Raw genomic sequence first — 26,693 nt, 5'->3', positions numbered from 1 at the left:
CCCCGGGCACGCCCAAGGCTCGCGGCCCTGGCGGCACAACCATCCTCCGGGGCGGCTATTAACGAGTTTTCGACAGCCATTCCCTGCTTCCGGGTCTGCGGATAGGGTGCACTGGAAGACCTCACTAGAGACCCAGACAAGGAGAACCCCATGCGCAAATTGACGGCCGGCCTTTTCTGCTCTGTGGACGGCGTGGTTGAAGACCCGTTCCTGTGGCAATTCGACAGCTTCGACGCAGAGCTGGGTGCCGGGATGGGCGAGATGATGGGCCGGATCGACACCGCACTCCTGGGCCGCATCGGGTACCAGCAGTGGGCACAGTACTGGCCAAACGCCGAAAGCGACGCCGACTTCGCGGGGTTCATCAATCCGATCCCGAAATTTGTCGCGTCCCGGACCCTGACGGGGGCCCTCGAATGGCAAAATTCGCGGCTGATCGAGGGGCCGCTGGAAGACTTCGTGGCGGGTCTGAAGGACGGCGACGGCGGCGAAATAGGGATCTTCAGCAGCATCTCGCTGGTCCACCAGTTGCTGTTCGCCGGGCTGCTCGACACCCTGATGCTGATCGTCCATCCGGTGGTCGCGGGCAGCGGGCGGCGGCTGTTCAACGACGGCGATCCCCTTACCCGGCTGGAGCTACAGTCGTCCCAGCAGACCAGCAAAGGCAACATGATCCTCAGCTACGGCCTCCGCCGCGACTGACTCCCGTCATCAATCAGGCCGGCCACGGCCGGGACCGTAAACTTGGCTGGTGCAACCCTCACTTTGGCTGGCCCTGGCCGGCGCCGGCGTCCTGATCAGCTTCACTCCCGGCGCGGGCGCCATCAACACCATGAGCAACTCCCTGAACTCGGGATTCCGCCGTTCCATCTGGGGCATCCTGGGCCAGCAGGCCGCCCTCGTGGTGCACATCCTGATCGTGGCCCTCGGCGTCGGCGTGCTCGTGGCGAGCTCGCAGGTCGCCTTCAACGTGATCCGCTACGCCGGCGCCGCCTACCTGGTGTACCTGGGTATCCGGCAGTTCCTGCACAAGCCTGACCTGGACCAGGAGAAGGCCGCCGCCCTGCGCAACGAACCGGCGTTCTCCATGTTCCGCCGCGGCCTCTGGGTCAATCTGCTGAACCCCAAAGCCGTGGTCTTCTTCCTGGCCTTCATGCCCCAGTTCCTCCGTCCGGAGCAGCCGCTGCTGCCGCAGTACGTGGTCCTGGCCGCCACCGTGATCGTGATCGACGTCCTGGTCATGTGGTTCTTTTTCGCGGCGGCGGCCAGGTCCTTCCAGCGCTTCACCCGCGACGCGGGCGGACAGAAAGTCCTGAACCGGACGTTCGGAGGGCTTTTCGTCGGCGTCGGCGTCCTGCTGGCCGCGATCCACTAAACGCGCGGCCAGCTCGGGGCACGACTTCCTCGATGTAGGCAGTGACAGCGTCCCGGCTCCCGCCGTCAGACGTGGCCGGACGTGAGGTTCCGCAGATCGGCCTTCCGGATCTTGCCGCTGGCGGTCCGGGGCATTTCCGCCACGAAGACCACCGACTTGGGGATCTTGTACCGCGCGAGCCTGCCCTCGAGGTGGGAGCGGAGCTGCTCTTCCGTGAGCCGGGCACCGTCCCGCAGCAGCACTACGGCCCGCGGCACTTCGCCCCATTTCTCGTCCGGCACGCCGATTACCGCGACACTGCCTACGGCGTCGAGCTCGGCGATCGCCTGCTCAACCTCGGCCGGGTAGATGTTCTCCCCGCCGGAGATGATCATGTCCTTGAGCCGGTCGGAGATGAATACGAATCCGTCCGGGTCCTTGTAGCCCATGTCGCCGGACTTGAACCAGCCGTCAGCGGTGTAGGAATCCGCCGAGGCCTCGGGCCGGTTCCAGTACCGGTGGATGACGTTGGGACCCTTGATCTGGATCTCCCCCGCGGTTCCCGGCGCGGCGGGGCCCGCAGCCGGGTCCAGGGGATCGGCCACCCGGACATCGGTGAAGAAATGCGGCAGTCCGGAGGAGCCGGCCTTGTCCCGGGACCGGGCCGCCGGCAGCGTGGTGGCGCCCGGTGCCGTCTCGGTCATGCCGTAGCCGTTGGAGAACCGCAGCCCTCGCCGTTCGTAGGCTTCCAGGACCCGCATGGGCACGGCGGACCCGCCGCACGTCAGTTTGTTCAGCGAACTGAGGTCCGTGGCGTCCCAGTCCGGATGCTCGCACAGCATCTGGTAGGTGGTGGGCACGCCGCTGATGGTGGTTGCGCGGTGCCGCTCGATCAGCTCCAGCGTCCGGCCAGGATCGAACTTGGCTTCCAGGACCACGGTGCCGCCCTTCAGGAGCGTGGGCAGGACGCCCATGTCGAGGGAGGCCACGTGGAACATCGGGGAGATCATGAGCGCCACATCGGTGGAGGCAAAGTCGAAATCGACCAGCACGTTGACGCAGTTCCACGTGATGTTGCCATGGGTCAGGAGCGCCCCCTTGGGGTTTCCGGTGGTTCCGGAGGTGTAGAGGATCATGGCGGCGTCGTCCAGGCTCACGCGCTCGTCCGGCGGCAGCGCCGCACCCGAGGCGATCACGGCCTCAAATGCCTCCACCGCGGTCCCCCCGGCCGTACCGCCGCCGTCGGACGTACCGCCGTCGCGCTCGGCTGGATCGTCGACGACGATCAGCCCGCCCACCGCGGTCTCCGCCGAGCCGTGTTCCGCCAGCCCCGCGAGCGCCGCCGAGTGGACCAGCAGGACAGCGCCGCTGTCCCGGAGCTGGAACTGGATTTCCGGCGGGGCGAGCCGGGTGTTCAGCGGGACAAAGACCGCGCCGGCCAGTCCCGCGGCGAAGAGGGTCTCCAGGAACGAGGGATCGTTGTCACCCAGGTAGGCCACGCGGTCGCCCTTGGCCACGCCCCGGTCCCTAAAGGCGTTGGCGAGCCGGGTGGAACGATCCGCGAGCTCGACATAGCTGAGCTCCCTGTCCCCTGCAATGACGGCGGTCTTGATGCCCGACTTCGGGCGGCGCCGTTGCAGCCACGAGCCGATGCCAAAATTCTCCACGGCAAATCCTTTCTAGTTAGACGGTAGCGCCATCAGGCCGGGTTAGGACCCGACAGTCTGCAGATCGTTGTTCTTGGGCTCGCGGGTCAGCAGGATGAACACGATCGACACGACGGACATGATGGCCAGGTACCAGACCACGGCGGCGGTGTTCTGCCCGGAGTCCTTGAAGATCTGCGCCACGATGCCCGGCGTGAATCCCGCCCCGAGGAGGGTAGCGAGCTGGTAGCCCAGCGAGGCGCCGGTGTACCGCGAAGTGGTGCCGAACTGCTCGGACACGAAGGCCGCGAGCGGGCCGAACAGGGTGGAATGGATCATGAGGCCGACGGCGAACGCCACGAAGATCAGCCCGATGTTGTTGGAGGACAGGAGCTGGAACATCGGCGTGAGGTAAAGGATGAAGAGCATCAGGCCGCCGATCATCACGGGCCGCCGTCCCAGTTTGTCCGAGAGCCGGCCCCCCATGATCACGAAGGCGATGGACACGAAGGAGGCTGCCGCAAAGGCGAAGAGCACACCCTGCCGGTCAGCGCCCTTGGACACGGCGTAGGTCACGGAGAACGTGGCCAGCACCACCTGAAGCGCGAACCCCGCCGCGCCGGCCAGCATGGTGAAGATCAGGGTCTTTGGCCGGCGCAGGACCTGCAGGAGGGGAATCTCGCGGCGTACCGGTGCGCCCTGGACCGTCTGCTGCCGCTGGACATTCTCCCGTGCCGCGTTGTCCTGTTCGGCTTTCTCTTGTTCCAGCGCCGCCTTGAAGATGGGGCTTTCGGAGACCTTGAGCCGGACGAACATGCCGACGCCCAGCAGGACGAAGGACAGCAGGAACGGGACGCGCCAGCCCCAGGCCAGGAACTGCTCGTTGGGCAGGGCCGCGAAGGCGCCCATGACCAGGGTGCCCAGTACCGCGCCGGTGGGGGCGCCGGCGTTGACGAACGAGGCCGCGAAGCCGCGCTTGCCCGTTTCCGAGTGTTCAAGCGCCATGAGGGCGGCACCGCCCCACTCCCCGCCGACAGCAATGCCCTGGCAGACGCGGAGGAACACGAGCATCACGGCACCCCAGGCTCCGGCCACCGCGGCGCCGGGCACCAGCCCGATCAGGGTGGAGGCGATGCCCATGACCAGCATCGAGACAATCAGCATGTTCTTGCGTCCGAGCCTGTCGCCGAAGTGGCCGAAAATGATGCCGCCGAGGGGCCGCGCCACATAGCCGGCGGCGAACGTCCCGTAGGCGGCCACCACCCCCACCCATTCGTCCATGCCGGAGAAGAACACCTTGGGAAAGACCACGGCGGCGGCCGTGGCATAGAGCAGGAAGTCGTAGTACTCGATGGTGCTGCCGAGATAGCTGGAGGCAATGACGGTCCGTGCTTCACGGCGACGCGTACCCGCGTCCAGGGCCTGCAACTGCGAAATTTGGGACATCGTTGTTCCTTATGGCAGAGGGGTGAGGGTGTGGGCAGAGGGATGGGCGGCCGGAGCGGCTTACTTGTAGAAGCGGGCGAGGAACTCAGCCACGACGGCGGGCCGCTCCTGGCCTTCGATCTCGATCGTGTTGGCCACCTTGATCTGGGCGCCGCCCTTGACCTCAGTGACCTCTGCGATGGTGGCCCGCATGCGGATGCGGGAGCCCACCTTGACCGGGGAGGTGAAGCGGACCTTGTCGAGGCCGTAGTTGACTTTGGTGGTGACGCCCTCGACGTCGAACAGCTCGCCCCAGAACGGGATGATGAGGGAGAGGGTGAGGAAGCCGTGGGCGATCGGGGCGCCGAAGGGACCGTCCTTGGCGCGTTCCGGGTCCACGTGGATCCACTGGTCGTCGCCCGTGGCATCGGCGAATTTGTTGATTTGTTCCTGGGTGATTTCGCGGTAGTCGGTGACACCGAGGTCGGTGCCGGCGAGGGTGAGCAGTTTGTCGAAGTCGACGACGAGGTTGGGCATCTTTGGCTCCTGTGGTGGTTTGGATGGGGGTGAGGAACGACGCCGGGACCCGGCGTCGCGTGCGGCCGACGGCGGGTCAGCGGGTGAAGGCGCTTTCGCCGGTGAGGGCGCGGCCGACGATCAGGGCATTGATCTCGTGGGTGCCCTCGTAGGAATAGACGGCCTCGGCGTCGGCATGGAAACGCGCGACGTCGGACGCGAGCGTGATGCCGTTGCCGCCCACCACTTCGCGGGCCAGCGCCACGGTCTCGCGCATCTGCAGCGACGTCTGCATCTTGGCCAGGGCGGAGTCCTGGTCGCGGTAGATGCCTTTGGCCTGCTGTTCGGTCAGCCGGACCACGAGGGACAGCGACGAGGTGACGTTGCCGAGCATCCGGGCAAGCTTTTCCTGCACCAACTGGAAGGACGCGAGCGGGCGGCCGAACTGCTGCCGCTGCGCGACATACTTCAGCGCGGCCTCGAAGGCCCCGGCCTGGATGCCGGTCGCGATCCAGGCGACGTCCGAGCGCATGGCCCGCAGCATGGCGGCCACGTCCCGGAAGGAGTCCACGTTGTGCAGCCGCCTGGTTTCGGGAACGCGGACGGCGTCGAGGGTGATGTGGGCGTTCTGCATCATCCGCAGCGCGGTCTTGCCGTGGATCTTCTCCAGGGTCACACCCGCGGCCTCGCGGTCCACGAGGAAGGCCTTGACCTGCCCGTCGGCCACGTCGCGGGCGAAGACGGCCAGGACGTCGGCCGTGGCGGCGCCGCCGATCCAGCGCTTGGCGCCGTCCAGGACCCAGGTGTCGCCGTCCGGGCCAGACTCACGCCCCTTTTCCCTGCGGGCCGTGGTCGCCAGGCCGCCGGCGATGTCCGAGCCGGACTCCGGTTCGGTCAGCGAGAAGACGCCCTTGAGCGAGAAGTCGATGACCTTGGGCATCCACTCGGCCTGCTGTTCCGCGGAGGCACCGACCCGGATGGCGGTCCGGAACAGCCCGGCCTGGGCCGTGTAGAAGGTGGCCAGCGAGGCGTCCGTCCGGGCGAGTTCGAAGATCCGGAAACCCTGGTAGATTCCCCGGGCGGGTGCCCGCTCTGCTCCCGGGGCCTGGGTCAGTTCCGCCGGTTCCATGAGGTCCAGGTCGATCAGCGGCTTCGCCAGCTGGTCCGGGAAGTCGCCGCGCTCCCAGTAGTCGGCCAGGAGCGGGCGGGCCTGAGCGTCCAGGAATTCCCGCAGCCGCCCCAGCACCCTCCGCTCCCCGTCCGTGAGGAGGGACTCGGCATCGTAGTAGTCGCACACGCTGTAGAGGCGCTCCTGCGCGGCGGTGTCCGGGGCCGAGGATGCCGTGGCCGGGACTGCGCCGACGCTCACCTCAACCACCCAACCCGAGCAGGCGGACGGCGTTGTCCTTGAGGATCTTGGGCCGGACCTCGTCCCTGAGCGGCAGGTCCGCGAAGGCGCCCAGCCATTTCTGCGGGGTGATCAGGGGGAAGTCGGTGCCGAACAGGACCTTGTCCTGCAGGACCGAATTGGCCATGCGGACCAGGGACTCCGGGAAGTACTTCGGGGACCAGCCGGAGAGGTCGATGAACACGTTCGCCTTGTGGGTGGCGATCGAGTTGGCCTCGTCCTGCCACGGCACCGAGGGGTGGGCCATGATGATCTGCAGTTCCGGGAAGTCCGCGGCTACGGCGTCGAGCAGGAGCGGGTTGGAATATGCCAGCTTGATGCCGTAGCCGCCGGGGAGACCGGCACCCATGCCGTTCTGGCCCGTGTGGAAGATAGCCGGCAGGCCCAGTTCCTGGAGGGTTTCCCAGAGCGGGTAGAACTGCTCGTTCGAGGGGTCGAAGCCCTGCAGGCTCGGATGGAACTTAAACCCGCGCGCGCCGAGGTCGGTTGCCTGGTGCTTGGCACCCTGGATGGCGTCGGCGCCGGTGCGGGGGTCCACGCTGCCGAAGGGGATCAGGACGTCGTTGTTCCGCGCCGCCCCGGCAATCAGTTCCGGGATGCTGTTGGGCTCGTGCTTGAGCTGGGTCCGGGCGTCGACGGTGAAGACGACGGCGGCCATGTTCAGTTCGCGGTAGACCTCGGCGATCCGGTCCAGCGACGGCGTCCGGTCCTCGGCCTTGAAGTACTTGGCGGAGGCCTCGGTCAGGGCCGCGGGCAAGGACCCGTGGCCGTGGCCGTCCACTTCGAGGTGGACGTGCATGTCGATCGCATCCAGGGTGGCGGGGTGGATGCCGAGTTCGTAGCGCTGCGCGGGCATGGCTAGCCGACCTTCGCCGGTGCGGCGGCGGGCTGCAGTTCCTCCGGCAGCGGCAGGAAGTCCTCGCCGACGCTCTGCAGCTTGTCCCCGAAGAGCGCCTCGAAATTCTCCACGAGGTCCGCGTAGCCCCAGCCGCCCTCGCGGTATTCGGTAGCCGCTGCCTCGGGGTGGGTCCAGAGCTGCAGTCGGTCGCCACCGGCGCCGATCGCCTGGCCGGTGACTGCAGACGCCGCGTCGGAGGCGAGGAACGCCACCAGCCCGGCGACGTCGCCGGCCGTGCCGAAACCGAGCTCATGACGGAAGAACGCCGGCATGGCCTCGCCGCGCTCGTCGGCCTCGACAGCCTTCTGGAAGTACGGGACCGTCTTGGTCATAGCGGTGGCGGCCACCGGGATGACGGCGTTGGCGGTGACGCCGGCCTTCTTCATTTCCAGAGCCCAGGTGCGGACCATGCCCACGATCCCGGCCTTCGCGGCGGCGTAGTTGGTCTGGCCGAAATTGCCGCGCTGGCCGGTCGGGGAGCCGATGGTGATGATGCGACCCGGAACGCCGTGCTCCTTGAAGTAGCCGAAGGCCTCCCGGGCGCAGGTGAAGGTGCCGCGCAGGTGGACGTTGATCACGGCGTCGAAGTCGTCGTCCGTCATCTTCAGCAGGCTCTTGTCCCGCAGGATGCCGGCATTGGTGACCAGGATGTCCAGCCCACCGAACTCCGTCACGGCTGCCTGCACCAGCTGCCGGGCGACCTCGGAACTGCCCACCGGGGCGACGACGGCGGCGGCCCGGCCGCCGTCGGACTCGATGGTCCGGACCGCTTCCGCAGCGACGCCGGCGTCCACATCGTTGACGACGACGGCAGCGCCCTGGCGGGCCAGTTCCCGGGCGTAGGCCAGGCCGAGGCCCCGGCCGCTTCCGGTGACGATTGCTACTTTTCCTGACAGGCTCATTGCCGCTCCTTTGCTAGCTGCCGTGTGCATCCGGCCATGCGGCATGGGATGCTGTTCTGCATCCATGAAAATATGGATAGTTGAAAAAGTCAATGATTTATTTTTGGGACTATTGGAGTTGGCATGGCGACCGAAGCAGACGAACAGCTGGACATCGCACCGGACGAGAAGCTCATGGCGGCGACCATCAGCCAGGACGCGGGCTTCCTGCTGGCCAAACTTCATGCCGCGGGCTCGGTTCTGAACAACCGCGCGCTGGCCACATTCGGCCTCAAAGAGCGCTCCTATTCGGTGCTGGCGCTGGCCAACAGCGAACTGGAGCCCACCCAGCGGGAGATGGCCGAATTCCTCAGCCTGGACCCCAGCCAGATCGTCGCTTTGATCGACGAGCTGGAGAGGCGCGGGCTGGTGATCCGGGCGCCCGGGAAGCAGGACCGGCGGGCCAAGATCGTCTCGGCCACCGCGGAGGGGGCAACCATCTTCCGGCGGGCCGAAACCGCGGCGCGGGAGGCGGAATCCGCCGCCCTGGCCGGCCTCAATGGCACCGAGATCGCGGCGCTCAAGGGACTGCTCCGCAAGGCGCTGTGGGGACCGGCGGCCTGACCGCGGGCCGCCGGAGGAATAGCCTTGGGGCAGGAGGAGCCATGACCGTTCGGAGCGCCGGCATTCTGTTGTACCGGCTGGGAAGTGCATCCCCGCCCACCGGCGCGCCCCAATCCCGCCCGCCCCAATCCGGCCCGCCCCAACTGGAAGTCTGGATAGCCCACATGGGCGGGCCATTCTGGGCCCGCAAGGACGCTCAAGGCTGGTCCGTCCCCAAGGGTGAATACCCGGCCGACGAGGACCCGTTGGCGGCTGCGCACCGCGAATTCGCGGAGGAAATCGGCACTCCAGCGCCTGCCGCCGACTACCACCGGCTCGGCGACTTCCGCCAGCCCTCCGGCAAGATCATTACGGTCTTCACGGCCGAATCGGACTTTCAACCCGAACGAATCGTGAGCAACACCTTCACGCTGGAGTGGCCGAGAGGATCCGGCACGATCAGCAGTTTCCCTGAGATCGACCGCGCCGAATGGACCCCTGAACCCGAAGCGCGGTCCAGGCTGGTCAAGGGCCAACTCCCGGTCCTCGACGCGCTGGTCCGGCACCTGGGGCTTGGCCCGGCGGCACACGAGGAACCCCGTCATGACAAAAACTGAAAGTCGATTGACATTTTTTGTAACACTTCGCGGGGGCCAGCTAGCCAAGAGGCCCGGCATCGTTCATGCTTAGCTATGACCTCAATGTCGAGCCAGTACCGGATCATCGCGGTCTGCACCGGAAACATCTGCCGGTCGCCGATGGCCGAACGCATGCTGGCGGAGGCATTCCGGGCCGAGCACCTCACCGGGGCCGTGGTCGATTCCGCCGGCACCACCGCGTATGAGGCCGGCAGGCCCATCGATCCCCGGGCCGCGCGCAAACTCACAGCCCACAACATCGCCTCGGACCGTCACGTGGCGCGCGAATGGCGGCCCGAATGGTTCGCCAGCCGGGAGCTGATCCTGGCCCTCGACGTCGACCACTACGGCTGGCTCCGGCAGGCAGCACCGGATCCGGAATCCCTGGCCAAGATCCGCATGCTCCGCAGCTTCGACCCCGCCGTGGCGGACAAGGACCCGCTGGAGCAGGGCATCGAGGACCCGTGGTACGGCGGGCACACCGACTTCGACACCACCTGGAACCTCATCCGGGCCTCAATCCCGGGGATTGTGCAGCACGTGCGCACCGAGCTTCAGCGGCGGGACGGGCAACATCACGGCAGCGAAGGCCAGCGGGTACGCTCTATTTCATGAGCCCCGCACCCGTCATCATCGCAATCGACGGGCGGTCCGGCTCCGGCAAGACCACCCTGGCCATCGAACTGGCGGCGCGGCTTAGGGAACACCACAAAGTCTCGCTCTTCCACCTCGAGGACATCTATCCCGGCTGGAACGGGCTTGCCGCCGGGATTGAACGCTACGTCACCACCGTGCTTTCGCCCTTGCGGCGCGGGGAGAGCGCGGAGTGGGTCAGCTGGGACTGGGAGCGGCACTACGACGGCGACGCCCGCACCACACGCCCGGCAGAAATCGTCCTGGTGGAGGGCGTCGGCGCCGCCGCAGCGGCGGCACTCCCCCTGCTGGACGCCGTGATCTGGGCCGACTCCTCCGACGCCGACCGCCGGGCCAGTGCGCTGGCCCGGGACGGCGACACCTACGAACCGTTTTGGGACCAGTGGGCTGCCCAGGAAGCGGAGTGGCTGGCGGCCGACGACGTCCCGGCCCGTGCAGATGTGCACGTACTCAACCGTGCGGACGGCACCGCCCCCGATGACGTCCTGCAGGTCCTCCAGTACATCCCGGCCGTCGCCCCCGCCCTGCTGCCCGAGCTCGCCGCCCGGCACGGCCTGCAGTTGCTGGCAGAACGGATCGACGCCGAGCCCGAAGCCGAGCAGCTTTTTGCGGCGCTCTTCGGCGGTTCGGCCAACGCCGTGTGGCTTGACTCCTCGCTGGACCCGGCAGGCCTCGCCCCGGAGGCCGCGGAGCGCAGCCGCTTCAGCATCCTGGCCGACGACGGCGGCCGCTTCGGCCAGGCCGTCCGGCACAGTTCCGGACGGACCCGTATCAGTACGGGCCAGGCCACGGTGACCACCGATGGCCCGTTCTTCCGCTGGCTCGACGGCGTTTGGGGGCGCCGGGCGCTCCGGGCGCCGGAGGCCTACCCGTGCGAGTTCACCCTGGGCTGGCTCGGGTACCTCGGCTATGAGCTCAAACGCGAAACCGGCGGCAATGACGTGGCCGCCGCCACCCCGGACGCCTGCCTGATCTTCGCCGGCCGCGCCGTGGTCCTTGACCATGCCGAGGGCACGGTTTGGCTGCTGACCCTGGACGCACCCGACGCCGGGGACTGGCTCGAAGTGGCCCGCGCGGCCGTCGCCGCTGCCGCCTCGGCGCCCGGGTCCGCACGGCGGGGCTTAACCGCCCGGCAACCGGCTGCCCCGTGCTTCACTGCCCGGGACACGGAAGCCGGCTACAAGGCAAAGGTCACCGAGGCCCAGCGTGAGATTGCGGACGGCAACACGTATGAGGTCTGTCTGACCACGGCGCTCACGGCCGTCTCGCCTGCGGGCCCTCAGGGCTTGGATCCGTGGCCGACCTACCTTGACCTGCGGCGCCGCAATCCGGCCCCTTTCGCCAGCTTTCTGCGGTTCGGCGAGCTCGCTGTGGCGAGCACGTCGCCGGAGCGCTTCCTGCAGATTGCCGCAGACGGCAGGATGCGGGCCGAACCGATCAAGGGCACGCGCGGCCGGGACACGGAACCGGGCGCGGATGCGGCCCTGCGGGAGGAGCTGGAGTCCTCGGCCAAGGACCGCGCGGAAAACATCATGATCGTGGACCTGCTGCGCAATGATCTCAGCCATTTCGCCGTCCCGGGGTCGGTGGCCGTCAGCCGGCTGTGCGCAATCGAGAGCTACGCCACCGTGCACCAAATGGTGAGCACCATCGATGCCCGGCTGCGGCCCGGACTGCCGCGGGCCGAGGCGGTCGCCGCCTGCTATCCCGCCGGCTCGATGACTGGCGCCCCAAAGGTCAGCACCATGGCCATCCTGGACCGGCTAGAGGCCGCGCCGCGGGGCGTGTATTCCGGGGCGATCGGCTACTTCTCCCTGAACGGGGCCGCCGACCTTTCCGTGGCGATCCGGACCCTCGTAATGAGCGCCCTGGACGACGGGGCCGCGGAACTGAGTCTCGGCGTCGGCGGCGCTGTCACCGCCGACTCGTCCCCGCAGGAGGAGTTCGAGGAAGTCCGGACCAAAGCGTTCGGCGTTCTCTCGGCGCTCGGCGCTCAGTTCCCCCAAGGCTGAGTCCTGACGCCTGACGTTCCCGATGACTCGCGACCCCGGGGGCTGTCCCGCCGGAGGTCCGGGCTACTGCAGCACGGCCGACAGCCTCGCCACGTTGTCCACGTATTTGACCTTCATGGGCCGTTTCATCCAGTCATCCAGCACCAGCTCGTGCGAGATGCTGCGGTAAGTGTCCTCCACGGCACGGATCCGCTGCACGATGTCCTCACCGAGGAGCATCACGGAGACCTCGAGGTTCAGCGAGAAGGAGCGCATGTCCATGTTGCTGGAACCCAGCACAGCCACCTCGTTGTCAATCGTAAAGTGCTTGGCGTGCAGCACGAACGGCGCCTTGTACAGGTAGATCCGGACGCCCGCCTCGAGCAGCGCTTGGTAGTACGACTGCTGCGCGTGGTGGACGAGGAACTGGTCGCCCTTTTCCGAGACGAACAGTTCCACCTCGACGCCGCGCTGCGCCGCCGTCGTTACGGCATAGAGCAGCGAGTCGTCCGGGACGAAGTAGGGGCTGCAGAGCGAAATCTTGTGCTGCGCAGAGTAGATGAGCGTGTTGAAGAGCCGCAGGTTGTTCTCGGTGATGAAACCGGGGCCGCTGGGGACCACCTGCGCCGTGACGTTTCCGGGGTGGGACTCCGGCTCGTGCTCCAACTGCTCTTCAAGGGATTCATCGGTTTCGCTGAGCCAGTCGGTCGCAAAAACCACATTCAGGGTGGTGACAATCGGCCCGCGCATGCGGGCCATGAGCTCCACCCATTCTCGGCCCACCTTGCGGTGCTTGGGGTTGTTGTAGGAGGGCTCGATCAGGTTCTGGGATCCGGTGAAGGCGATCTCGCCGTCGACCACCATGATCTTGCGGTGGTTGCGGAGATCCGGCCGGCGCCACTGGCCGTGCACCGGGCTGAGCGGCAGCATGGGCCGCCAGCGGATCTTGCTGGCGTTGAGCCGGGCCTTCAGCTGTCGGTAGCCCTTGATGCGGAGCGTGCCGAGGTGGTCGAACAGGACGCGGACCTCGACGCCGCGCTCCGCCGCCTCCTCCAGTGCGGTGAACAGATCGTCCGTGACATGGTCCGTGCTCATGATGTAGAACTCGGCGTTGACGAACCATTTGGCGCCACGGACCGCCTCGGTCATCGCCTTGATGGAGTCGGGGTAGCCGGGCAGCAGCTCAACGTTGTTGCCGTCCACCATCGGCAGCGATCCCAGCGTCTTGTTCAGTTCGGAGGCGGACGCCACCCATTCAGGTCCGTCGTAGCGGCTTTCGACAGCCTGCAGTTCCGACGTCCCGGCCCGGATCCGGGTGTTGACCGCCTCCTGCTGAGCGCGGCGGCGCCGGGAGAGCCGGAAGTTGCCAAACAGCAGGAACAACAGAAGGCCCAGGGTGGGCACAATGAAGATGCACAGCAGCCAGGCCATCGCGGTGGTGGGCCGCCGGTTTCCGGGAATGATGCCCAGGACGAGCACGCGGATGGCGAAGTCGATCACGGTCAGGATCAGAATCGCCCAGGGCGGTAAAGTCTCCGCCAGCGGAAATGACCACAGCACAGGCGAACCCCTCAAAGTACAAGGCCCGCGGAACAGTTCCGGAACGGGCAACCAGCAAATCCTATCCCGGGACCACCGAGACTAAGCTGTAGCCATGACCACTCCTGCCCCTGTTCCTGCGCCCGCGACCGTGCTGGTCTTCCTGGACCCGGCGTTCGACGGCGGCCGCGTTGCCGACGCGACGCAGCCGCAGCTGATGGCCACGGACCTGGGCGCCACCCGCGGCGACGGCGTTTTTGAATCGCTGCTGGCCGTCGGCGGCCGGCCCCGCAAGATCCAGGCACACCTGACCCGGCTGGCCGGTTCGGCCCGGCTGCTGGAGCTGGACATCCCTGCCGAGGACGCCTGGCGGCGCGCGGTGGACACCGCCATCGGCGAGTTCCGGCGCCAGGACCCGGCCGCGGCGGCGACGGGCGGCACGGACGAGGTTGTGGTGAAGCTGCTCGTCACCCGCGGGCCGGAGGGCGCCGCCGCCGCCACATGCTGGGTCCAGGCCTCCGCCCCCGCGGCCGCGGGCCGCCGGCAGCGCGAGACCGGAATTGACGTCATCCTGCTGGACCGCGGCTATGACAGCGAAGTCGGCGAGCGCGCCCCCTGGCTGCTGCTCGGCGCGAAAACCCTCTCCTACGCCGTGAACATGGCAGCGCTGCGCTACGCCCACCGGCACGGCGCCGCCGACGTCATCTTCACTTCCGCGGACGGCCGGGTCCTGGAGGGACCGACGTCGACCGTTCTGCTGGCCCATCTGGAAACCGCGGACGACGGCGCCGGCGGCGTCCGCACAATCCGGCGGCTCATCACGCCCCAGCTGGACAGCGGCATCCTGCCGGGCACTTCACAGGGTGCCCTGTTCACTGCCGCCAAGGCTGCCGGCTGGGAGCTCGGCTACGGCCCGTTGGAGCCGAAGGACCTCCTGGACGCCGACGCCGTCTGGCTGATCTCCAGCATCCGGCTCCTGGCCCCGGTCAACCACATCGACGGCCAGGAAATCGGCACCCCGGAACTGCGACGCCAACTCACGGCCGAACTCAACGCCCTGTTCGCCACGATCGAATAGTTCTGCCACTCCCTCATAGCAACCGTGGCTTGCAGGAAGGCCTGAAGACCCTGTCCGCCACAGTGGCTAAGTGGGACGATCCATCCATGAGCGTGAGCCAGGAACCGTCCGCGCGGAACAGTGCGCGCGGCAGGCAGCCAAGAATTTTCCGGAGGCACCGGCACCGACCACCCGGCAGTTGAGGACTTTTGATCTGCGGCGCCGGGAAGCGGAATTGAAACTCGAGCAAGTCCTGCAGGGGCCCCGGCATAGACGCGAACCGCACAGCGGGGCCCGCGGGCCCTCGCCGTTCTGCCTTTAGGGCACATGGGTGACGGGCCGGCTCCCGGTGGAGCTCATCCCGTGACAGCCGATGGCGCGGGATCCTGCTTGGCCCAAAGCTGTCCGGAACCGCGGAAGTGCCCGGGGTCACATGCCGCACAGCTGCCGTAGGTATCGGCAGAATTCAGGGAATCGCCCTATCGCTATGAACGGCAGTCCAATGGATCAGGCAACCCTTGTTGGCTACGCATTCGGCTATGTTGTTACCCTCGTCGCCATTTTCATATTGTGTTTGCCCCTCATTTTCGGATTAGTGCTGCTCATGCTCTTGGCCGGTGCCGTGCGGCTGATCCTCCTCCTGGCGACTGCCCTGACCGTTGGGCTGATCCGGTTATTCAGGAGCCCGGCCGGCAGCCCGCCCAGGACCCGACATGGATCCCATCTCATCACGCACTGACCGGACCGTGGCCGGGCGTGCCGGTCCTCACCAGCTTTGCGATCCGGCATCCCGGTAACGACGGCGTTTTGCGGGAACACGCCGTCGCCCCGCCTCAAACGTGGGGAGACTCAGCGGCTGCGTGCGCGCACTACATCTAGGCTGGCGCTGGCGACTCACCCCAGGGCGTCCGCGGGAACTGCCGGGCACCGCCGGAACGAGGCGGCGTTGAACGCCGGGAGCATGAAGGTTGCCAGCACGGCGTCGAGCATTTCCGGGGCCCACTTGCTGTTCTCCCCGAGGGTCGCGCAGACGCCCAGCACCACAGGGGTTCCATCCGCGCGGCGGCGGATCTGGACCTGGACCGGCCCGGTCAGCCCGAGCGTGCGAACGGCGGCGAGGCCCAGCTTCCGTACGTCCCCGGCCTGGCCCGCCGGCACCCTGCGGCTGACTTCATCGCTGCCGGCGCGTCCATACGGAGTCCTGGTCTTCTCGAGGACCACCACCACAGGCGCCATCGCGTTGCGTGCCGGGGTGCCGAACACCAGGCAGACGTAGTCGGCGCCCGGGATAAATTCCTGGACAACTTGCCCCGCCGGCATGTTCTTCCAGCTCACGGACGCGGTTCCGGCCAGCACGTGGACACCACGGGATCCTCTGAAGACCCTCGACTTGACCACCACCGGGCCGCTGAGGCCGGCGAGGGATGCCGGGGCGGCGGCTAGGTCACCCGGAACGGCGAACCGGGGAACCGGAATGCCAGCTGCCTGCAGCGCCCAGGCGGTGAAAAGGTGGTCGTTGGCGAGGGCAACCGCGGCAGGGTCGCCCACGATGATCCGCACGTCCTGGGCGAATCCGGCACGGCCCGCGGCCAGGGCCGGAAGTTCCACCGTGAGGGTCGGAATGATGACGTTGATGGCTTCGCGATCCACCAGCCGGCGCAGGTCCAGGATCATGTCCGGGTCCGTCGCGGGCAGGAGCCTGACCGCGGCTGCGGCGGGAGCATCCTCCGCCTGACGGGTGTCGGCGCGGGCATCGGAGCCGAGATACGGGAGGCCGCGGGTTTCGAGCTGGGCCGCGACGGTCCGGCCGGCGGCGCTTGCTATCCCGGTTACCAGTATGCGCGGGCCCACAATTGCTCCATTCCGCCGTCACGGCCGGGCCGCGGTTGCGGCTGCGACGGTTTCGGCACTCGATTCACAGACAACTTGTTGATGGACAGACGACTCGATTTACGGACTGCTCGATTCACAAACTGCTCGAATCAGCTGCAACTCCGGCCGACACGTAGGACCTTTGTCCCAGTAGACGGCGAAAAGTCCGCGCGCACACGAGTGGGCGGTACCCGAAACTGGAGTCCGCTACTACTTGTGTGAGTGCCTGCATACGATCCACCAGCCGGCACCAGGGGTTGGGCATGGCCCGGTTACGGAACATGACGACGGCGCCCGTGCGGGCGGCGTTGTAGGTGTTACGTTTTTGGGGAGTAATGAGAACCGGTGCCAAGCCCTGACTGGCCGGTCGGCAACCCTCCCTTTCGCGGCGGGGTGCCTCAGGTGAATACTCGGCATATCGACCATTCGAGCTGCAAGCGTGAAAGAGGAGATCCGTCGTGCCCGACACGTCCACACCCGCGGTACCCGAAAGACTCAGTACCCCAGCCCCCGGCACAGCCCCCAGTGCAGCAACCAGTGCAGCAACCGTCGGCGAGGAAAAGCTGGCCTACCGCCTGTTCACCGGCGCGGATGACCGCGCCTTTTGTGAGCGCGTGTCGGCCGCCCTGGCCGAGGGCTACGTCCTGCACGGGAGCCCGGCCGCCAGCTTCAACGGCAGCACCGTGATGGTGGCGCAGGCGCTGGTCCTGCCGGCCGCGATTGCCAGCGCGGACGCCGCCGTGGCCAATGCAGTTGATGAGCTCGACGCCGACGAGTTTGGCGTTGCTGGGGCATTCGAGGGCCACGCATGAGCTACGCCGGAGACCTCAGCCCCAATGAGGCGTGGGCCAAGCTGGAGGCGGGAGCCATTCTGGTGGATGTCCGGACCGAGGGCGAATGGGCCCACATCGGCATCCCGGACACTGCATCCGCGGGCGAAAGGCGAAACGATCCGCTCTTCATCCAGTGGAACCTCGCCGGCGGCGCGCCGAACCCGCACTTCGTGGAACAGCTAACGCGGCAGGCACCGGAGGACACCGCCGTCGAACTGGTCTTCCTTTGCCGCTCCGGTGCCCGGTCGATCGCCGCCGCGACGGCCGCGACGGCCGCCGGCTACACCTCGTACAACGTTCTTGAGGGCTTCGAGGGCGAAACCGACCGCTTCGGCGAACGCACCGTCAACGGCTGGAAGAACCGCGGCCTGCCCACCAACCTCGGAAAGATCTAAGTGACTTTCAATCCCGACGCCGCCGGCTGGGCCGCCGACACCCAGGCTGTCCGTGGCGGCCTGGACCGCACCGGCTTCCAGGAAACCACCGAGCCGATCTTCCTCAACTCAGGGTTCGTCTACGAGTCCGCGGCCGCCGCCGAGCGCGCCTTCACCGGGGAGGACGAGCGCTTCGTCTACTCCCGCTACGGCAACCCATCCGTCGCGACCTTCCAGGAGCGGCTCCGCCTGCTTGAGGGAACCGAGGCATGCTTTGCGACGGCGTCCGGCATGTCCGCAGTCTTCACCGCCCTGGGCGCGCTGTTGGCGGACGGCGACCGCGTGGTCGCGGCCCGCTCGCTGTTCGGCTCGTGCTTTGTGATCCTCAACGAAATCCTGCCGCGCTGGGGTGTCGAGACGGTCTTCGTGGACGGCCCGGACCTGGAGCAGTGGCAGTCTGCGCTGTCCGAGCCGACCACGGCAGTGTTTTTCGAGTCGCCGTCGAACCCCATGCAGGAAATCGTGGACATCGCCGCCGTGAGCAAACTGGCGCATGCGGCCGGCGCCACGGTGGTGGTCGACAACGTCTTCGCCACCCCGCTGCTGCAGCGCTGCGGGGACCTCGGCGCCGACGTGATCGTCTACTCCGGCACCAAGCACATCGACGGCCAAGGTAGGGTCCTGGGCGGGGCCATCCTGGGCACCAAGGAATTCATTGACGGGCCCGTCAAGCAGCTCATGCGGCACACCGGCCCGGCGCTCTCGGCCTTCAACGCTTGGGTGCTCACCAAGGGCCTGGAGACCATGGCCCTGCGCGTCAACCATTCCTCGGCCTCCGCCCTGCGGCTGGCCGAATGGCTCGAGGGACAGCCGGCAGTCGGCTGGGTGAAATACCCGCTGCTGCCGTCCCACCCGCAGTACCAACTCGCGGTGCAGCAGATGAAGGCCGGCGGGACTGTGCTCACGCTGGAGCTTTCGCCCTCGCGCGGACGCACTGCGAAGCAGGCCGCCTTCGCGCTGCTGGACGCGCTGCGGATCATCGACATCTCCAACAACCTTGGCGATGCCAAGACCCTGATCACGCACCCGGCCACCACCACGCACCGCGCGATGGGCCCGGAAGGCCGCGCGGCGATCGGGCTCAGCGACGGCGTGGTCCGGCTTTCGGTGGGCCTGGAGGACGTCGAGGACCTGATCCGCGACGTCGGCCAAGCGCTCAAGCAGGTCTGAACCCGGAGATTCCGCGGGCGCCTAGGTCCAGGCCATCTTGAGCGCCCGCCAGGCGTCGTCGTCGAGCATGCTGGACGGTGTGACGGCGACGGCGGCCGCCCCGCCGGAGACGGACGCCTCCAGCCCGGCCGCCAGGTCTGCGGCCGAGATACGCCCATCCTTGGCCCACATCCCGACCGAGATGGCGAACTTGCCGGACCGCTTCGCCATGGCTTTGGCCAGCTCGGCGGAGTAGGAGGGTGCGGCGTCGTTGAGACCGAAGTAGTCCCACAAGACCAGCCGGTCCGCGGCCGCGGCGAGCAGCCCGTAGTCATGGCCGCTCTCGGGCCGGTCGCCGGCAGGATCGTGCCACGGCGCCCGGACGTCCATGTCGAGGGTGGCACCGTTGGCGTGCGCGGCCGTCGCCGCCTTGGCCACGACGGTTGCCACCGACTTCGACCGCCAGGCCCCAATACTGGGGTGTTCGACGTCGATGTCCCCGCCCGCGAGCCGTGGCCAGTCCGTCCCGCCAGCGGCCAGCAGGTAGGAATCGCGGTCGTCGCCGCCGTAGGTGTTGTTGTCGAACATCAGTTCCGTCAAGGCCACGGCGTCCGGCTGGTACCGCCTGGTGACCTCGGCCACGAAGTCCACGAGCCGTTCCCCGACGGGCCCCGTTGTGAGGGCGGTGACGCTGGCGAAGGCCTTGGACCGGGTGCCGTCGAAGTTGATGGCCGCCAACCCCGGGTTCGTGCTGATCCAGCGCGGGATCAGCAAGTCGATGGTCAGCGTGATCCTGCGCTTCTTGCCATCGCCGCGGGTCCCCAGCGCCTTGACTGCCTCGGCCACGTGGTCACGGCCCGGAACAGCCTCAATCTCGGGGTGGGCGGCCCACGGGAACGCCGTCCAGTCCAGCCGCCCGACGCTGATGGTGACGCTGTTGGCGTTCACCTCGTCGAGCCGTCTGGCCAGTTCCGGCAGTGTCGAGGCGGCGTCGACCACGGTTTCGTAGCCGACGCCGACCGTACGCTCTGCGGCGGATGCCGCCGGTTCCCGCGGCCCCCCGCACCCCGTGGCAGCGAGCGCCAGCACCGACAGGAGCGCCAGGGCAGGGAAGGCGGCCGGTCTGCGCCTCAAACGCTGACCTCCGCGCGCCCGGCGGGGGCGGTGACGCTGACCACCCCGGTCCGCGTCTGCTTGTTCCAGCGCGCTTCCGTGCCGCGGAGTTCCTGCGCCAGCGCGGCCACCATGGTCAGGCTGGTGAATACGGAATAGAGCGGGACGAGCGGGAGCACCCACAGATGCCGCAAGTCCTTCCACGCCCTGTTCATGGCCAGGGCAAATACCGTCAGCAGCAGCGTGATGAACAGCCCCACCCAACCAAGGAGTGCCCAGATGTCGGCGCCGAGCGGGCTCCGGCCCAGCCCCAGGAGAAAACCCAGGTCCAGGAGCACCAGGATCTGGAGCACCGGGAGGACAACCATGGTGATGGTGTTGAAGAGCAAGTACGCGCCGAACTGGCCGTGCCGGAGGTTGCCAATCATGCCCTTGTGGACGCCCATGGTCTGCAGCAGGCCGCGGGCCCAGCGGACGCGCTGGCGCCAGAGCGCACGGACGGTTGACGGCGACTCGGCATAGACCAGCGCCCGGGGAGCGAAGACCACCCGGTAGCCGGCCTTGTGCACCCGCCATGTGAGTTCCAGGTCCTCGCCCACCGTGTCTTCGCGGAACGGCCCGATCTCCTCCAGCACCCGACGGGGGAACGCCCCAATGTTGCCGGAGACGATCGGAAGACAGCGGATCATGGTCAGTGCCCGCCGGACCATCCCGGTGCCGACATGGCTGATAAATGCCAGCATCCGGGTCTGGACCCGGTTCAAGTTCACCGGCCGGTCATCGCCGCACACGGCCCCGGTGCGCTCATCAGTGAAACCCTGGAGCATCCGCTTGACCGTATTCCGGGAGAAGATCCCGTCCGCGTCGACAAACATGAGGACCTCGCCGGTGGCCTGGCGGATGCCCAGGTTCAGTGCGGCCCCCTTGCCGGCGTTGGCCTGGGTCAGCACCGTGATCCGGGGGTCCGTTGCGGCGAGAGCGTGCATCAGCTCGGCCGTATTGTCAGTGGAGCCGTCATCCACGAGCACCACCTCGTACCGGTCGTACCGGGTGAGCTGGATCGAGCGGACGCAGTTTTCGATCACGGTCGCCTCGTTGAACGCCGGGACAATGATCGACACACTGGGCCAGTCATCCAACAGGGTGGGCGCTGCGCGGCGGCGGCGGCGTGCCGCCCGGAGTTCAAAACCGACGGACAGCGGCAGCACCAGCAGTTTCACGAGCCCGAACACCAGAATCGGCAGGCCGAGAAGGAGCAGGAGGAACTCGGCCCCGGGGATGGCTGATGCGGAGGCGGATTCAAACCAGGACATGGGCGTACGCTCCTGTGCTTTGCCGGAAGGACGCCGGGTTGAAGGATGGAAGGACAAACGACGCCAGGACGGCGTCGAGCAGTTCCGGGGCCCGCTCGCTGTTCGCGCCGAACCGTGCGTTCACTTCGAGGACCACCGGGGTCCCGTCGGCACGCCGGCGGACGTCGACGTCGACCGGGCCAGTGAGGCCCAGCGAGCGGACGGCGGCCATGGCCACATTGCCGACGTCCACGGCCTCGCCGCCCTCGGCGCGGCGGGTGGTCACGGCGTTGCCCACGTTGCCCTGCGCCAGTTCGGTCTTCTCCACGACGACGACGAACGGCGCGGTCCCGCTGCGCGCCGGCGTGCCGAACACCATGGGGCCGTATTCGGCACCCGGGATGAACTCCTGGACAATCTGGCCTTCCGGCAGGTGGTGCCAGTCCACCTCCTCGCGGCCGTCGATGACAATCACGTCGCGCCCGCCGCGGGAGACCCGCGGCTTGACCACCACTGGGCCGCCGAGCGCAGCCATGGCCGCGCCGGCGTCGGCGAAGTCCCCCGGCACACCGAATCTCGGTACCGGCACCCCGGCCGCGTGCAGCTGCCAGGCCGTGAAGAGCTTGTCGTTGGCGAGGGCCACCGGACCGGGGTCGCCGATGATTACCCGTACGTCGGCCCCGAAGGCGGCACGGAACGCCGCAAGCTGCGGGAGCTCCTCACTCACCGTGGGGATGACCAGATTGATGCCCTCCTGGACGACGAGCCTGTGCAGGGCCGAAACCATATCCGGGTCCGAGGCCGGCGGCACCCGAACGACGGTGACGCCCGCCCCCGCGGGCAGCTCGCGGATATCGGTGCCCAGGACGGGAACGCCGCGGGACTTCAGCTGGGCCGCGATGGCGCGGCCCGCGGGGCCGCCGGCGCCGGTGACCAGCACGCGGGGCTTCACAGCTTTTCCATTTCCGTGCTCAGCAGACGGACGGGTTCGTAGGCTTCGGCGACACGGCGCCTCGCCTGTCCTCCGCGGAACGAGGCGATGCCGCGGACCCGCTCCGGCGTCATGTAAGGCTTGGCGAGCTGGTCGCTGTGCAACTTGACGGCCTCGACCTTGGCGTCGACGTATTCGTCGATGTCGACGAATACACTCGGGCTGAAGTCCCGGGTTGCCGACGGGCTCTCGTAGCAGAGGATCGAGTGGTGCTGGCGGGCGGCCCGCAGGGTGGCCATGTGGACGGCCTGATGGTCCTGGTGCTGGTCGTGGTTGGAGTGCGTGAGGATGATGTCCGGGTTGTACCGGGCGATCGCGGTTTCGATGACGCCCACCATTTCCTGGCTGTGCCGGTTCAGTTCCGTGTCGGTGAAGCTGTGGTGGGTCATGCCGGTGAGGCCCATGAACGCGGCGCCGCGCTGCGCGTCGAGGGAGCGTTCCAGGGCATCCCCGCCACGGTTGCCATCGCTCATGACGAGCCCTTGCACCTCATGTCCGGAGTCGACGAATTTGGCCAGCGTCCCGCCGCAGGCAAGTTCAAGATCGTCGGGGTGGGCGCCGATCGCCAGCACTCTGCGGGGCTGGCGGGCCGGGACTCCGCCGGTGCGCAGGGCCGTCATAGTAACGCCCAGGGACGCGAGCCCTCCAAGCGTGGCCGTGAGGCTGGCGGTCCGCCACAACTCGGGTGCGTCGAGAATAAAGCAGGCCAGATTTGCCACCAGCAGCATCGAGCCAGCAAGGAGGCAAATCCTGCGGAGTAGCTCGGGGCGGCGCAAGCGGCGGTGGAACCAGGATCGGCCAAGGGCGGCGGCGGCCACAAAAGTGATCAGGAAAACAATGAGCAAAACATAAATCGAGACCATGTGAATTCAATTCCTATGTTGAAGTTCGGCACCCCAGTGCCGGGCCGGATTAAACGGTTTGATCTTCAGGCCCGGGCGCATAAACGAACCGGGCTTTGGGGCGTGAGGCGGGGCATTTCCCGAATCGGCTCGCAGGCACCTTGGCAGGGCGCCTGCCGGCGAAAGGTGCAGCCACGGTGGGCTGTGCGAGCACTACGGGGCATTGACCAGCGCGTATGTGGCTCAGCACAACCGCCCCCCGGCGTGTTACGTGACATTGTGAGACCTTCTGGAAACCATCTAAAAACCTTGGATTTACTCCTCAAGTAAAGGCGAGAGGCCTATCAGCACACCCGAGTAGGCACTACCCGAAACCTCAGCGAACTGGATTAATGGCCGGTGCAGGTAGTACTCATATTTCGTGTTTCGACTACCCGGACTGGGCATTTCGCAGCCCGAACGCCGGCGTGCCGAGCTGCCCGGATCAACTAACTGGAAACAGGCTGGGAAACAATCCTTAAACAACCGTGATTCCGTATCAGAATTCGGCAATAAATGCGCCCTGTGCGGCCCTATTTCCTTTTGTTACCCCACAGCGCTCAAGCAGGTCTAGCCCTCTAGCACCCCCAAGGCCGCCTGCGCCCGGCGCCTGGTCAGCCCCGGCGCACCCGGCCCAAGGGCGAACCCTCGTCGGCCCGGGCCTCGGGGGCGGACCCCTGCGTGGGCCCCTGAGTCGTCAGTTCGACAGCCCGTTCGACGACGGCGGGCAGTCCGCCCGCCCGGAACGGCCCGCGCTGCAGCTGCGAACCGGTGCCCTCCGCCAGGATCCGTTCGACGCCCCCGCGCACCAGCTCCAGTTCGCCCTGCTCTTCAAGCACCGGCGCCACGAAATCCACCAGTGCCCTGGCCACGTCCGCCGCCGGGGCAGGGGTGAAGGTGCCAAAGTCCAGGAGCTCCCCGCGCAGCCCGCAGTTGCTGGCCTGCCAGGCGGCCATCCGCAGCAGCAGCGTGGGCACCGGGGCGGGGTCAACGCCGTCGTTCCACTCCCGCGCCGCCGACTCGACAAGGGCGCGCACCAGTACGGCAATCAGGGCAGCATCCTCGGCCCGCAGGCACACATCGGCGACCCGGATCTCCACGGTGGGATGCTGCCGGGCCAGCCGCGCGTCGAAATAGACCATCCCCTCATCCATCAGGACGCCGCTTTGCACCAGCCGGGTCACCACCCGGCGGTAGATTGGCAGGCTGCCGAAGATCATCGTGGGACCCGACCCCGGCCAGCGGTTCCACGCCTGGGTGCGGTAGCTTTCGAATCCGGTCTCGGCCCCGTTCCAGAACGGGGAATTCGCGCTGAGTGCTATCAGCACGGCAAGCTTGTCGCGGATCCGGTCCATCACGGCCACGCCCTCCTCCGGGGACTGCACAAAGGTGTGGACGTGCAGGCCGCAGGTCAGTTGGTTCCGGACGGTCAGTCCGAAGCGTTGCTGCATGGTCGCATAGCGCGGATTCGGTGTCAGGTGTGTGGCCGAGCCTTGGGGCGACGTGGCCAGGGCCGCGACGCGGCCGCCGTGCGCCCGCGCGGCCTGGTCCGCCCGGGCCCGGCCCCGCCTGAGCTGCCGGAGCAGTTCCGTGTAGTCGAGGCAGGGATGCGTCTGGGTCTCGATCTGTTCAAGCTTGAGCTCGTAGCTAAATTCGGCGCCCTCGTGGACCGGTTTCTCTGTCGCGGCAATCCTCGCGGTGTCCTGCTGCTGCGGCGGAACCAGGCTGGGCAGCATCAGGTCGGCGAGGGCCAGCAGCATCCCCGATTCGGGGTCCACTATCAGCAGTTCTTCCTCCACGCCGAACGTGCGCATGAATCTATTGTGCGTCAGGATCCGCGGAAACGCCCCTACCCCAACGCGGGGTCACTCCGCACCCAGCTCACCCCTTTCGGATGGCCGCGATCTGACTCGGCGTTTTCTTGGGCTTAATCCTGGAAGTACTCGATCTTCGCGCCGATGGTGTTGAGCCTTTCGGCCAGATCCTCATAGCCGCGCTCAATGACATAGATGTTCCGCAGCTCCGAGACGCCCCGGGCCGCCAGCATGGCCAGCAGCAGGCAGGCGGCGGGGCGGAGGGCCGGCGGGCAGCCCACCTCGGCGGCACGCCACTTGGTGGGCCCGTTGACGTAAATACGGTGGGGATCGAGCAGTTGGACCTGGGCGCCCAGTTTGTTGAGCTCGGTCAGGTAGATGGCCCGGTTCTCGTAGACCCAGTCATGGATCATGGTCTGGCCATGGGCGTTTGCGGCGATCACCGCGAAGAAGGGCAGGTTGTCGATGTTCAGGCCGGGGAAGGGCATGGGGTGGATCTTGTCCTCCGGCGCCCGCAGCTCCGAAGGCTTGGTGGTGACGTCCACCAGACGGGTGCGGCCGTTGCGGGCAAAGTATTCCCCGGAGACCTCGAGCCGCTGGCCCATCTGCTCGAGCGTGGCGAGTTCAATTTCCATGAACTCGATCGGGACGCGGCGGATGGTGACTTCCGAGTTCGTCACGATGCCGGCGGTGATGAGGCTCATCGCCTCGATCGGGTCCTCGGACGGGAAGTATTCGACGTCGGCGTCGATCGACGGGCAGCCGGTGATCTCCAGTGTGGTGGTGCCAACCCCCGCGATTTCCACGCCGAGCATCTGCAGGTAGAAGCAGAGATCCTGCACCATGTAGTTGGGGCTGGCGTTGCGGATGACGGTGGTGCCGCGGCGGTGGGCTGCGGCCATGATGGCGTTCTCGGTGACGGTGTCGCCGCGTTCGCTCAGCGCGAAGGAGCGGTCATGGCCGTCCGACGGCGGAGCCTGCACCGCGTAGAACCCGGATTTCGCCTCCACACTCAGGCCGAACTGGCGCAGTGCCTGCATGTGCGGCTGGACGGTGCGGGTGCCGAGGTCGCAGCCGCCGGCGTATGGCAGCCGGTAGATGTCTGCCTCGTCAAGCAGCGGGCCCAGGAGCATGATGACGCTGCGGGTCCGGCGGGCTGCCTCCACATCCATGGATGCCAGGTCCAGGACCGCGGGGCGGCGGATCTGGAGATCGTTCGCGTTCAGCCAGGTGCACTCGACGCCGATGCTGGTCAGCACCTCCACGATCCGGTTGACTTCCTCAATCCGGGCCAGCCGGCGCAGGGTGGTGGTCCCGCGGTTGATGAGGCTGGCGCACAACAGCGCGACGCCGGCATTCTTGCTGCTGTTGACGTCCACCGCGCCGGCGAGCGTGCGGCCGCCCTCGACACGGAGGTGGGTCATCTGGGGCCGGCCCACCTTGACGATGCTGTGCCCGACGATCGCCTCCAGGCGCTGGATCATCTTCAGGCTCAGGTTCTGCTTGCCCTGCTCCATCCGGGCAATGGCGCTCTGGCTGGTGCCGAGCTCGGCGGCCAGTTGTCCCTGGGTCCAGCCCTTCGCCCCGCGGGCTTCGCGGAGCAGGAGGCCTACATGTTCAGCAGTCGGTTGAGTCATGTCCCCGAAAATATCACGGATGATTTATTAACCCCCGGCATTCCCGCCGGAATGCCGTTAATCTCAC

Annotated in this window: 24 protein-coding genes and 1 riboswitch; of the genes, 10 read left to right on the top strand and 14 right to left on the bottom strand. The window is 67.4% G+C overall.

Annotated elements, in window-relative coordinates; genetic code table 11:
* The first annotated feature begins 150 nt into the window (after window positions 1-150).
* A complete protein-coding gene (locus BLQ10_RS15125; protein WP_091563452.1) occupies window positions 151-702 on the top strand; it encodes a dihydrofolate reductase family protein in 552 nt (183 codons plus the stop codon).
* 49 nt (window positions 703-751) lie between these two features.
* Window positions 752-1,375: a LysE family transporter gene (locus BLQ10_RS15120; protein WP_091563450.1), complete on the top strand. Its 624-nt coding sequence runs from the start codon at window positions 752-754 to the stop codon at window positions 1,373-1,375.
* Window positions 1,376-1,440: 65 nt separating this feature from the next.
* On the opposite strand, the gene BLQ10_RS15115 is transcribed toward BLQ10_RS15120, so the two are convergent.
* From BLQ10_RS15115 to BLQ10_RS15090, 6 genes are all read right to left on the bottom strand, one after another.
* A complete protein-coding gene (locus tag BLQ10_RS15115) occupies window positions 1,441-3,021 on the bottom strand; it encodes an acyl-CoA synthetase (protein ID WP_091563448.1) in 1,581 nt (526 codons plus the stop codon).
* 42 nt (window positions 3,022-3,063) lie between these two features.
* Window positions 3,064-4,446 carry an MFS transporter gene (locus BLQ10_RS15110; protein WP_091563447.1) on the bottom strand — a complete coding sequence of 461 codons (1,383 nt, stop codon included), beginning with the start codon at window positions 4,444-4,446 and terminating at the stop codon, window positions 3,064-3,066.
* A 60-nt stretch (window positions 4,447-4,506) separates the two neighbouring features.
* Window positions 4,507-4,962, bottom strand: a complete 456-nt coding sequence (locus tag BLQ10_RS15105) for a MaoC family dehydratase (RefSeq protein WP_091563445.1) — start codon at window positions 4,960-4,962, stop codon at window positions 4,507-4,509.
* Window positions 4,963-5,038: 76 nt separating this feature from the next.
* Window positions 5,039-6,310 carry an acyl-CoA dehydrogenase family protein gene (locus BLQ10_RS15100; RefSeq protein ID WP_091563443.1) on the bottom strand — a complete coding sequence of 424 codons (1,272 nt, stop codon included), beginning with the start codon at window positions 6,308-6,310 and terminating at the stop codon, window positions 5,039-5,041.
* A 1-nt stretch (window position 6,311) separates the two neighbouring features.
* Window positions 6,312-7,205, bottom strand: coding sequence for an amidohydrolase family protein (locus BLQ10_RS15095; protein WP_091563441.1), 894 nt, complete (start codon window positions 7,203-7,205; stop codon window positions 6,312-6,314).
* 2 nt (window positions 7,206-7,207) lie between these two features.
* A complete protein-coding gene (locus BLQ10_RS15090) occupies window positions 7,208-8,149 on the bottom strand; it encodes an SDR family NAD(P)-dependent oxidoreductase (protein WP_091563440.1) in 942 nt (313 codons plus the stop codon).
* 123 nt (window positions 8,150-8,272) lie between these two features.
* On the opposite strand from BLQ10_RS15090, the gene BLQ10_RS15085 reads away from it, so the two are divergent.
* The 4 genes from BLQ10_RS15085 (at window position 8,273) to pabB (ending at window position 12,035) form a co-directional block, all read left to right on the top strand.
* Window positions 8,273-8,752, top strand: coding sequence for a MarR family winged helix-turn-helix transcriptional regulator (locus BLQ10_RS15085; protein WP_091563438.1), 480 nt, complete (start codon window positions 8,273-8,275; stop codon window positions 8,750-8,752).
* Window positions 8,753-8,793: 41 nt separating this feature from the next.
* Window positions 8,794-9,348: an NUDIX hydrolase gene (locus BLQ10_RS15080; protein ID WP_091563437.1), complete on the top strand. Its 555-nt coding sequence runs from the start codon at window positions 8,794-8,796 to the stop codon at window positions 9,346-9,348.
* Window positions 9,349-9,423: 75 nt separating this feature from the next.
* Complete coding sequence (locus BLQ10_RS15075; RefSeq protein ID WP_091563435.1) at window positions 9,424-9,984, top strand: low molecular weight protein-tyrosine-phosphatase; 561 nt, start codon at window positions 9,424-9,426, stop codon at window positions 9,982-9,984.
* Window positions 9,981-12,035, top strand: a complete 2,055-nt coding sequence (gene pabB / locus BLQ10_RS15070) for an aminodeoxychorismate synthase component I (protein WP_091563433.1) — start codon at window positions 9,981-9,983, stop codon at window positions 12,033-12,035. Before BLQ10_RS15075 ends, pabB begins: the two co-directional genes overlap by 4 nt.
* Window positions 12,036-12,098: 63 nt before the next feature.
* Here pabB and cls read toward each other — a convergent pair whose 3' ends face one another.
* Window positions 12,099-13,574, bottom strand: a complete 1,476-nt coding sequence (gene cls / locus BLQ10_RS15065) for a cardiolipin synthase (protein ID WP_254785583.1) — start codon at window positions 13,572-13,574, stop codon at window positions 12,099-12,101.
* Window positions 13,575-13,668: 94 nt separating this feature from the next.
* On the opposite strand from cls, the gene BLQ10_RS15060 reads away from it, so the two are divergent.
* Window positions 13,669-14,631: an aminodeoxychorismate lyase gene (locus BLQ10_RS15060; protein ID WP_091563431.1), complete on the top strand. Its 963-nt coding sequence runs from the start codon at window positions 13,669-13,671 to the stop codon at window positions 14,629-14,631.
* A gap of 873 nt (window positions 14,632-15,504) precedes the next feature.
* On the opposite strand, the gene BLQ10_RS15050 is transcribed toward BLQ10_RS15060, so the two are convergent.
* Window positions 15,505-16,461 carry an ATP-grasp domain-containing protein gene (locus tag BLQ10_RS15050; RefSeq protein ID WP_091563428.1) on the bottom strand — a complete coding sequence of 319 codons (957 nt, stop codon included), beginning with the start codon at window positions 16,459-16,461 and terminating at the stop codon, window positions 15,505-15,507.
* Between the two features lie 352 nt (window positions 16,462-16,813).
* Window positions 16,814-16,928: riboswitch (SAM riboswitch) on the top strand.
* A gap of 117 nt (window positions 16,929-17,045) precedes the next feature.
* Between BLQ10_RS15050 and BLQ10_RS15045 the strand changes: the two genes are divergently transcribed.
* From BLQ10_RS15045 to BLQ10_RS15035, 3 genes are read left to right on the top strand one after another with little or no spacing between them, the layout of a single operon-like run.
* Entirely contained in the window at window positions 17,046-17,294 is a 249-nt protein-coding gene (locus tag BLQ10_RS15045) for a DUF1737 domain-containing protein (RefSeq protein WP_254785599.1), read from the top strand.
* Window positions 17,291-17,710 carry a rhodanese-like domain-containing protein gene (locus BLQ10_RS15040; protein ID WP_091563425.1) on the top strand — a complete coding sequence of 140 codons (420 nt, stop codon included), beginning with the start codon at window positions 17,291-17,293 and terminating at the stop codon, window positions 17,708-17,710. The genes BLQ10_RS15045 and BLQ10_RS15040 overlap by 4 nt, the downstream gene beginning before the upstream one ends.
* Window positions 17,711-18,919, top strand: coding sequence for an O-succinylhomoserine sulfhydrylase (locus BLQ10_RS15035; protein ID WP_091563424.1), 1,209 nt, complete (start codon window positions 17,711-17,713; stop codon window positions 18,917-18,919).
* A gap of 21 nt (window positions 18,920-18,940) precedes the next feature.
* Here the strand turns inward: BLQ10_RS15035 and BLQ10_RS15030 are convergent, their stop codons facing one another.
* The 6 genes from BLQ10_RS15030 to BLQ10_RS15005 all read right to left on the bottom strand — a co-directional run bounded on the left by BLQ10_RS15030 (window position 18,941) and on the right by BLQ10_RS15005 (window position 26,626).
* Window positions 18,941-20,032 carry a hypothetical protein gene (locus BLQ10_RS15030; protein WP_091563422.1) on the bottom strand — a complete coding sequence of 364 codons (1,092 nt, stop codon included), beginning with the start codon at window positions 20,030-20,032 and terminating at the stop codon, window positions 18,941-18,943.
* Window positions 20,029-21,324: a glycosyltransferase family 2 protein gene (locus BLQ10_RS15025; RefSeq protein WP_091563421.1), complete on the bottom strand. Its 1,296-nt coding sequence runs from the start codon at window positions 21,322-21,324 to the stop codon at window positions 20,029-20,031. Before BLQ10_RS15025 ends, BLQ10_RS15030 begins: the two co-directional genes overlap by 4 nt.
* Window positions 21,311-22,255 (bottom strand): ATP-grasp domain-containing protein, encoded by a 945-nt coding sequence (locus BLQ10_RS15020; RefSeq protein ID WP_254785582.1) that lies wholly within the window; start codon window positions 22,253-22,255, stop codon window positions 21,311-21,313. Before BLQ10_RS15020 ends, BLQ10_RS15025 begins: the two co-directional genes overlap by 14 nt.
* Window positions 22,252-23,157: a PIG-L deacetylase family protein gene (locus tag BLQ10_RS15015; protein WP_091563419.1), complete on the bottom strand. Its 906-nt coding sequence runs from the start codon at window positions 23,155-23,157 to the stop codon at window positions 22,252-22,254. Before BLQ10_RS15015 ends, BLQ10_RS15020 begins: the two co-directional genes overlap by 4 nt.
* 632 nt (window positions 23,158-23,789) lie before the next feature.
* Window positions 23,790-24,989: a glutamate--cysteine ligase gene (locus BLQ10_RS15010; protein WP_091563416.1), complete on the bottom strand. Its 1,200-nt coding sequence runs from the start codon at window positions 24,987-24,989 to the stop codon at window positions 23,790-23,792.
* A gap of 113 nt (window positions 24,990-25,102) precedes the next feature.
* A complete protein-coding gene (locus BLQ10_RS15005; RefSeq protein ID WP_091563414.1) occupies window positions 25,103-26,626 on the bottom strand; it encodes a UDP-N-acetylglucosamine 1-carboxyvinyltransferase in 1,524 nt (507 codons plus the stop codon).
* Between the last annotated feature and the right edge of the window lie 67 nt (window positions 26,627-26,693).

This window comes from Arthrobacter sp. ok362 (assembly GCF_900102785.1).
In the GTDB taxonomy this organism is placed as follows: domain Bacteria; phylum Actinomycetota; class Actinomycetes; order Actinomycetales; family Micrococcaceae; genus Arthrobacter.
The sequence above is the reverse complement of the archived record's forward strand: the minus strand, read 5'-3'. Positions and strand labels throughout refer to the sequence as shown.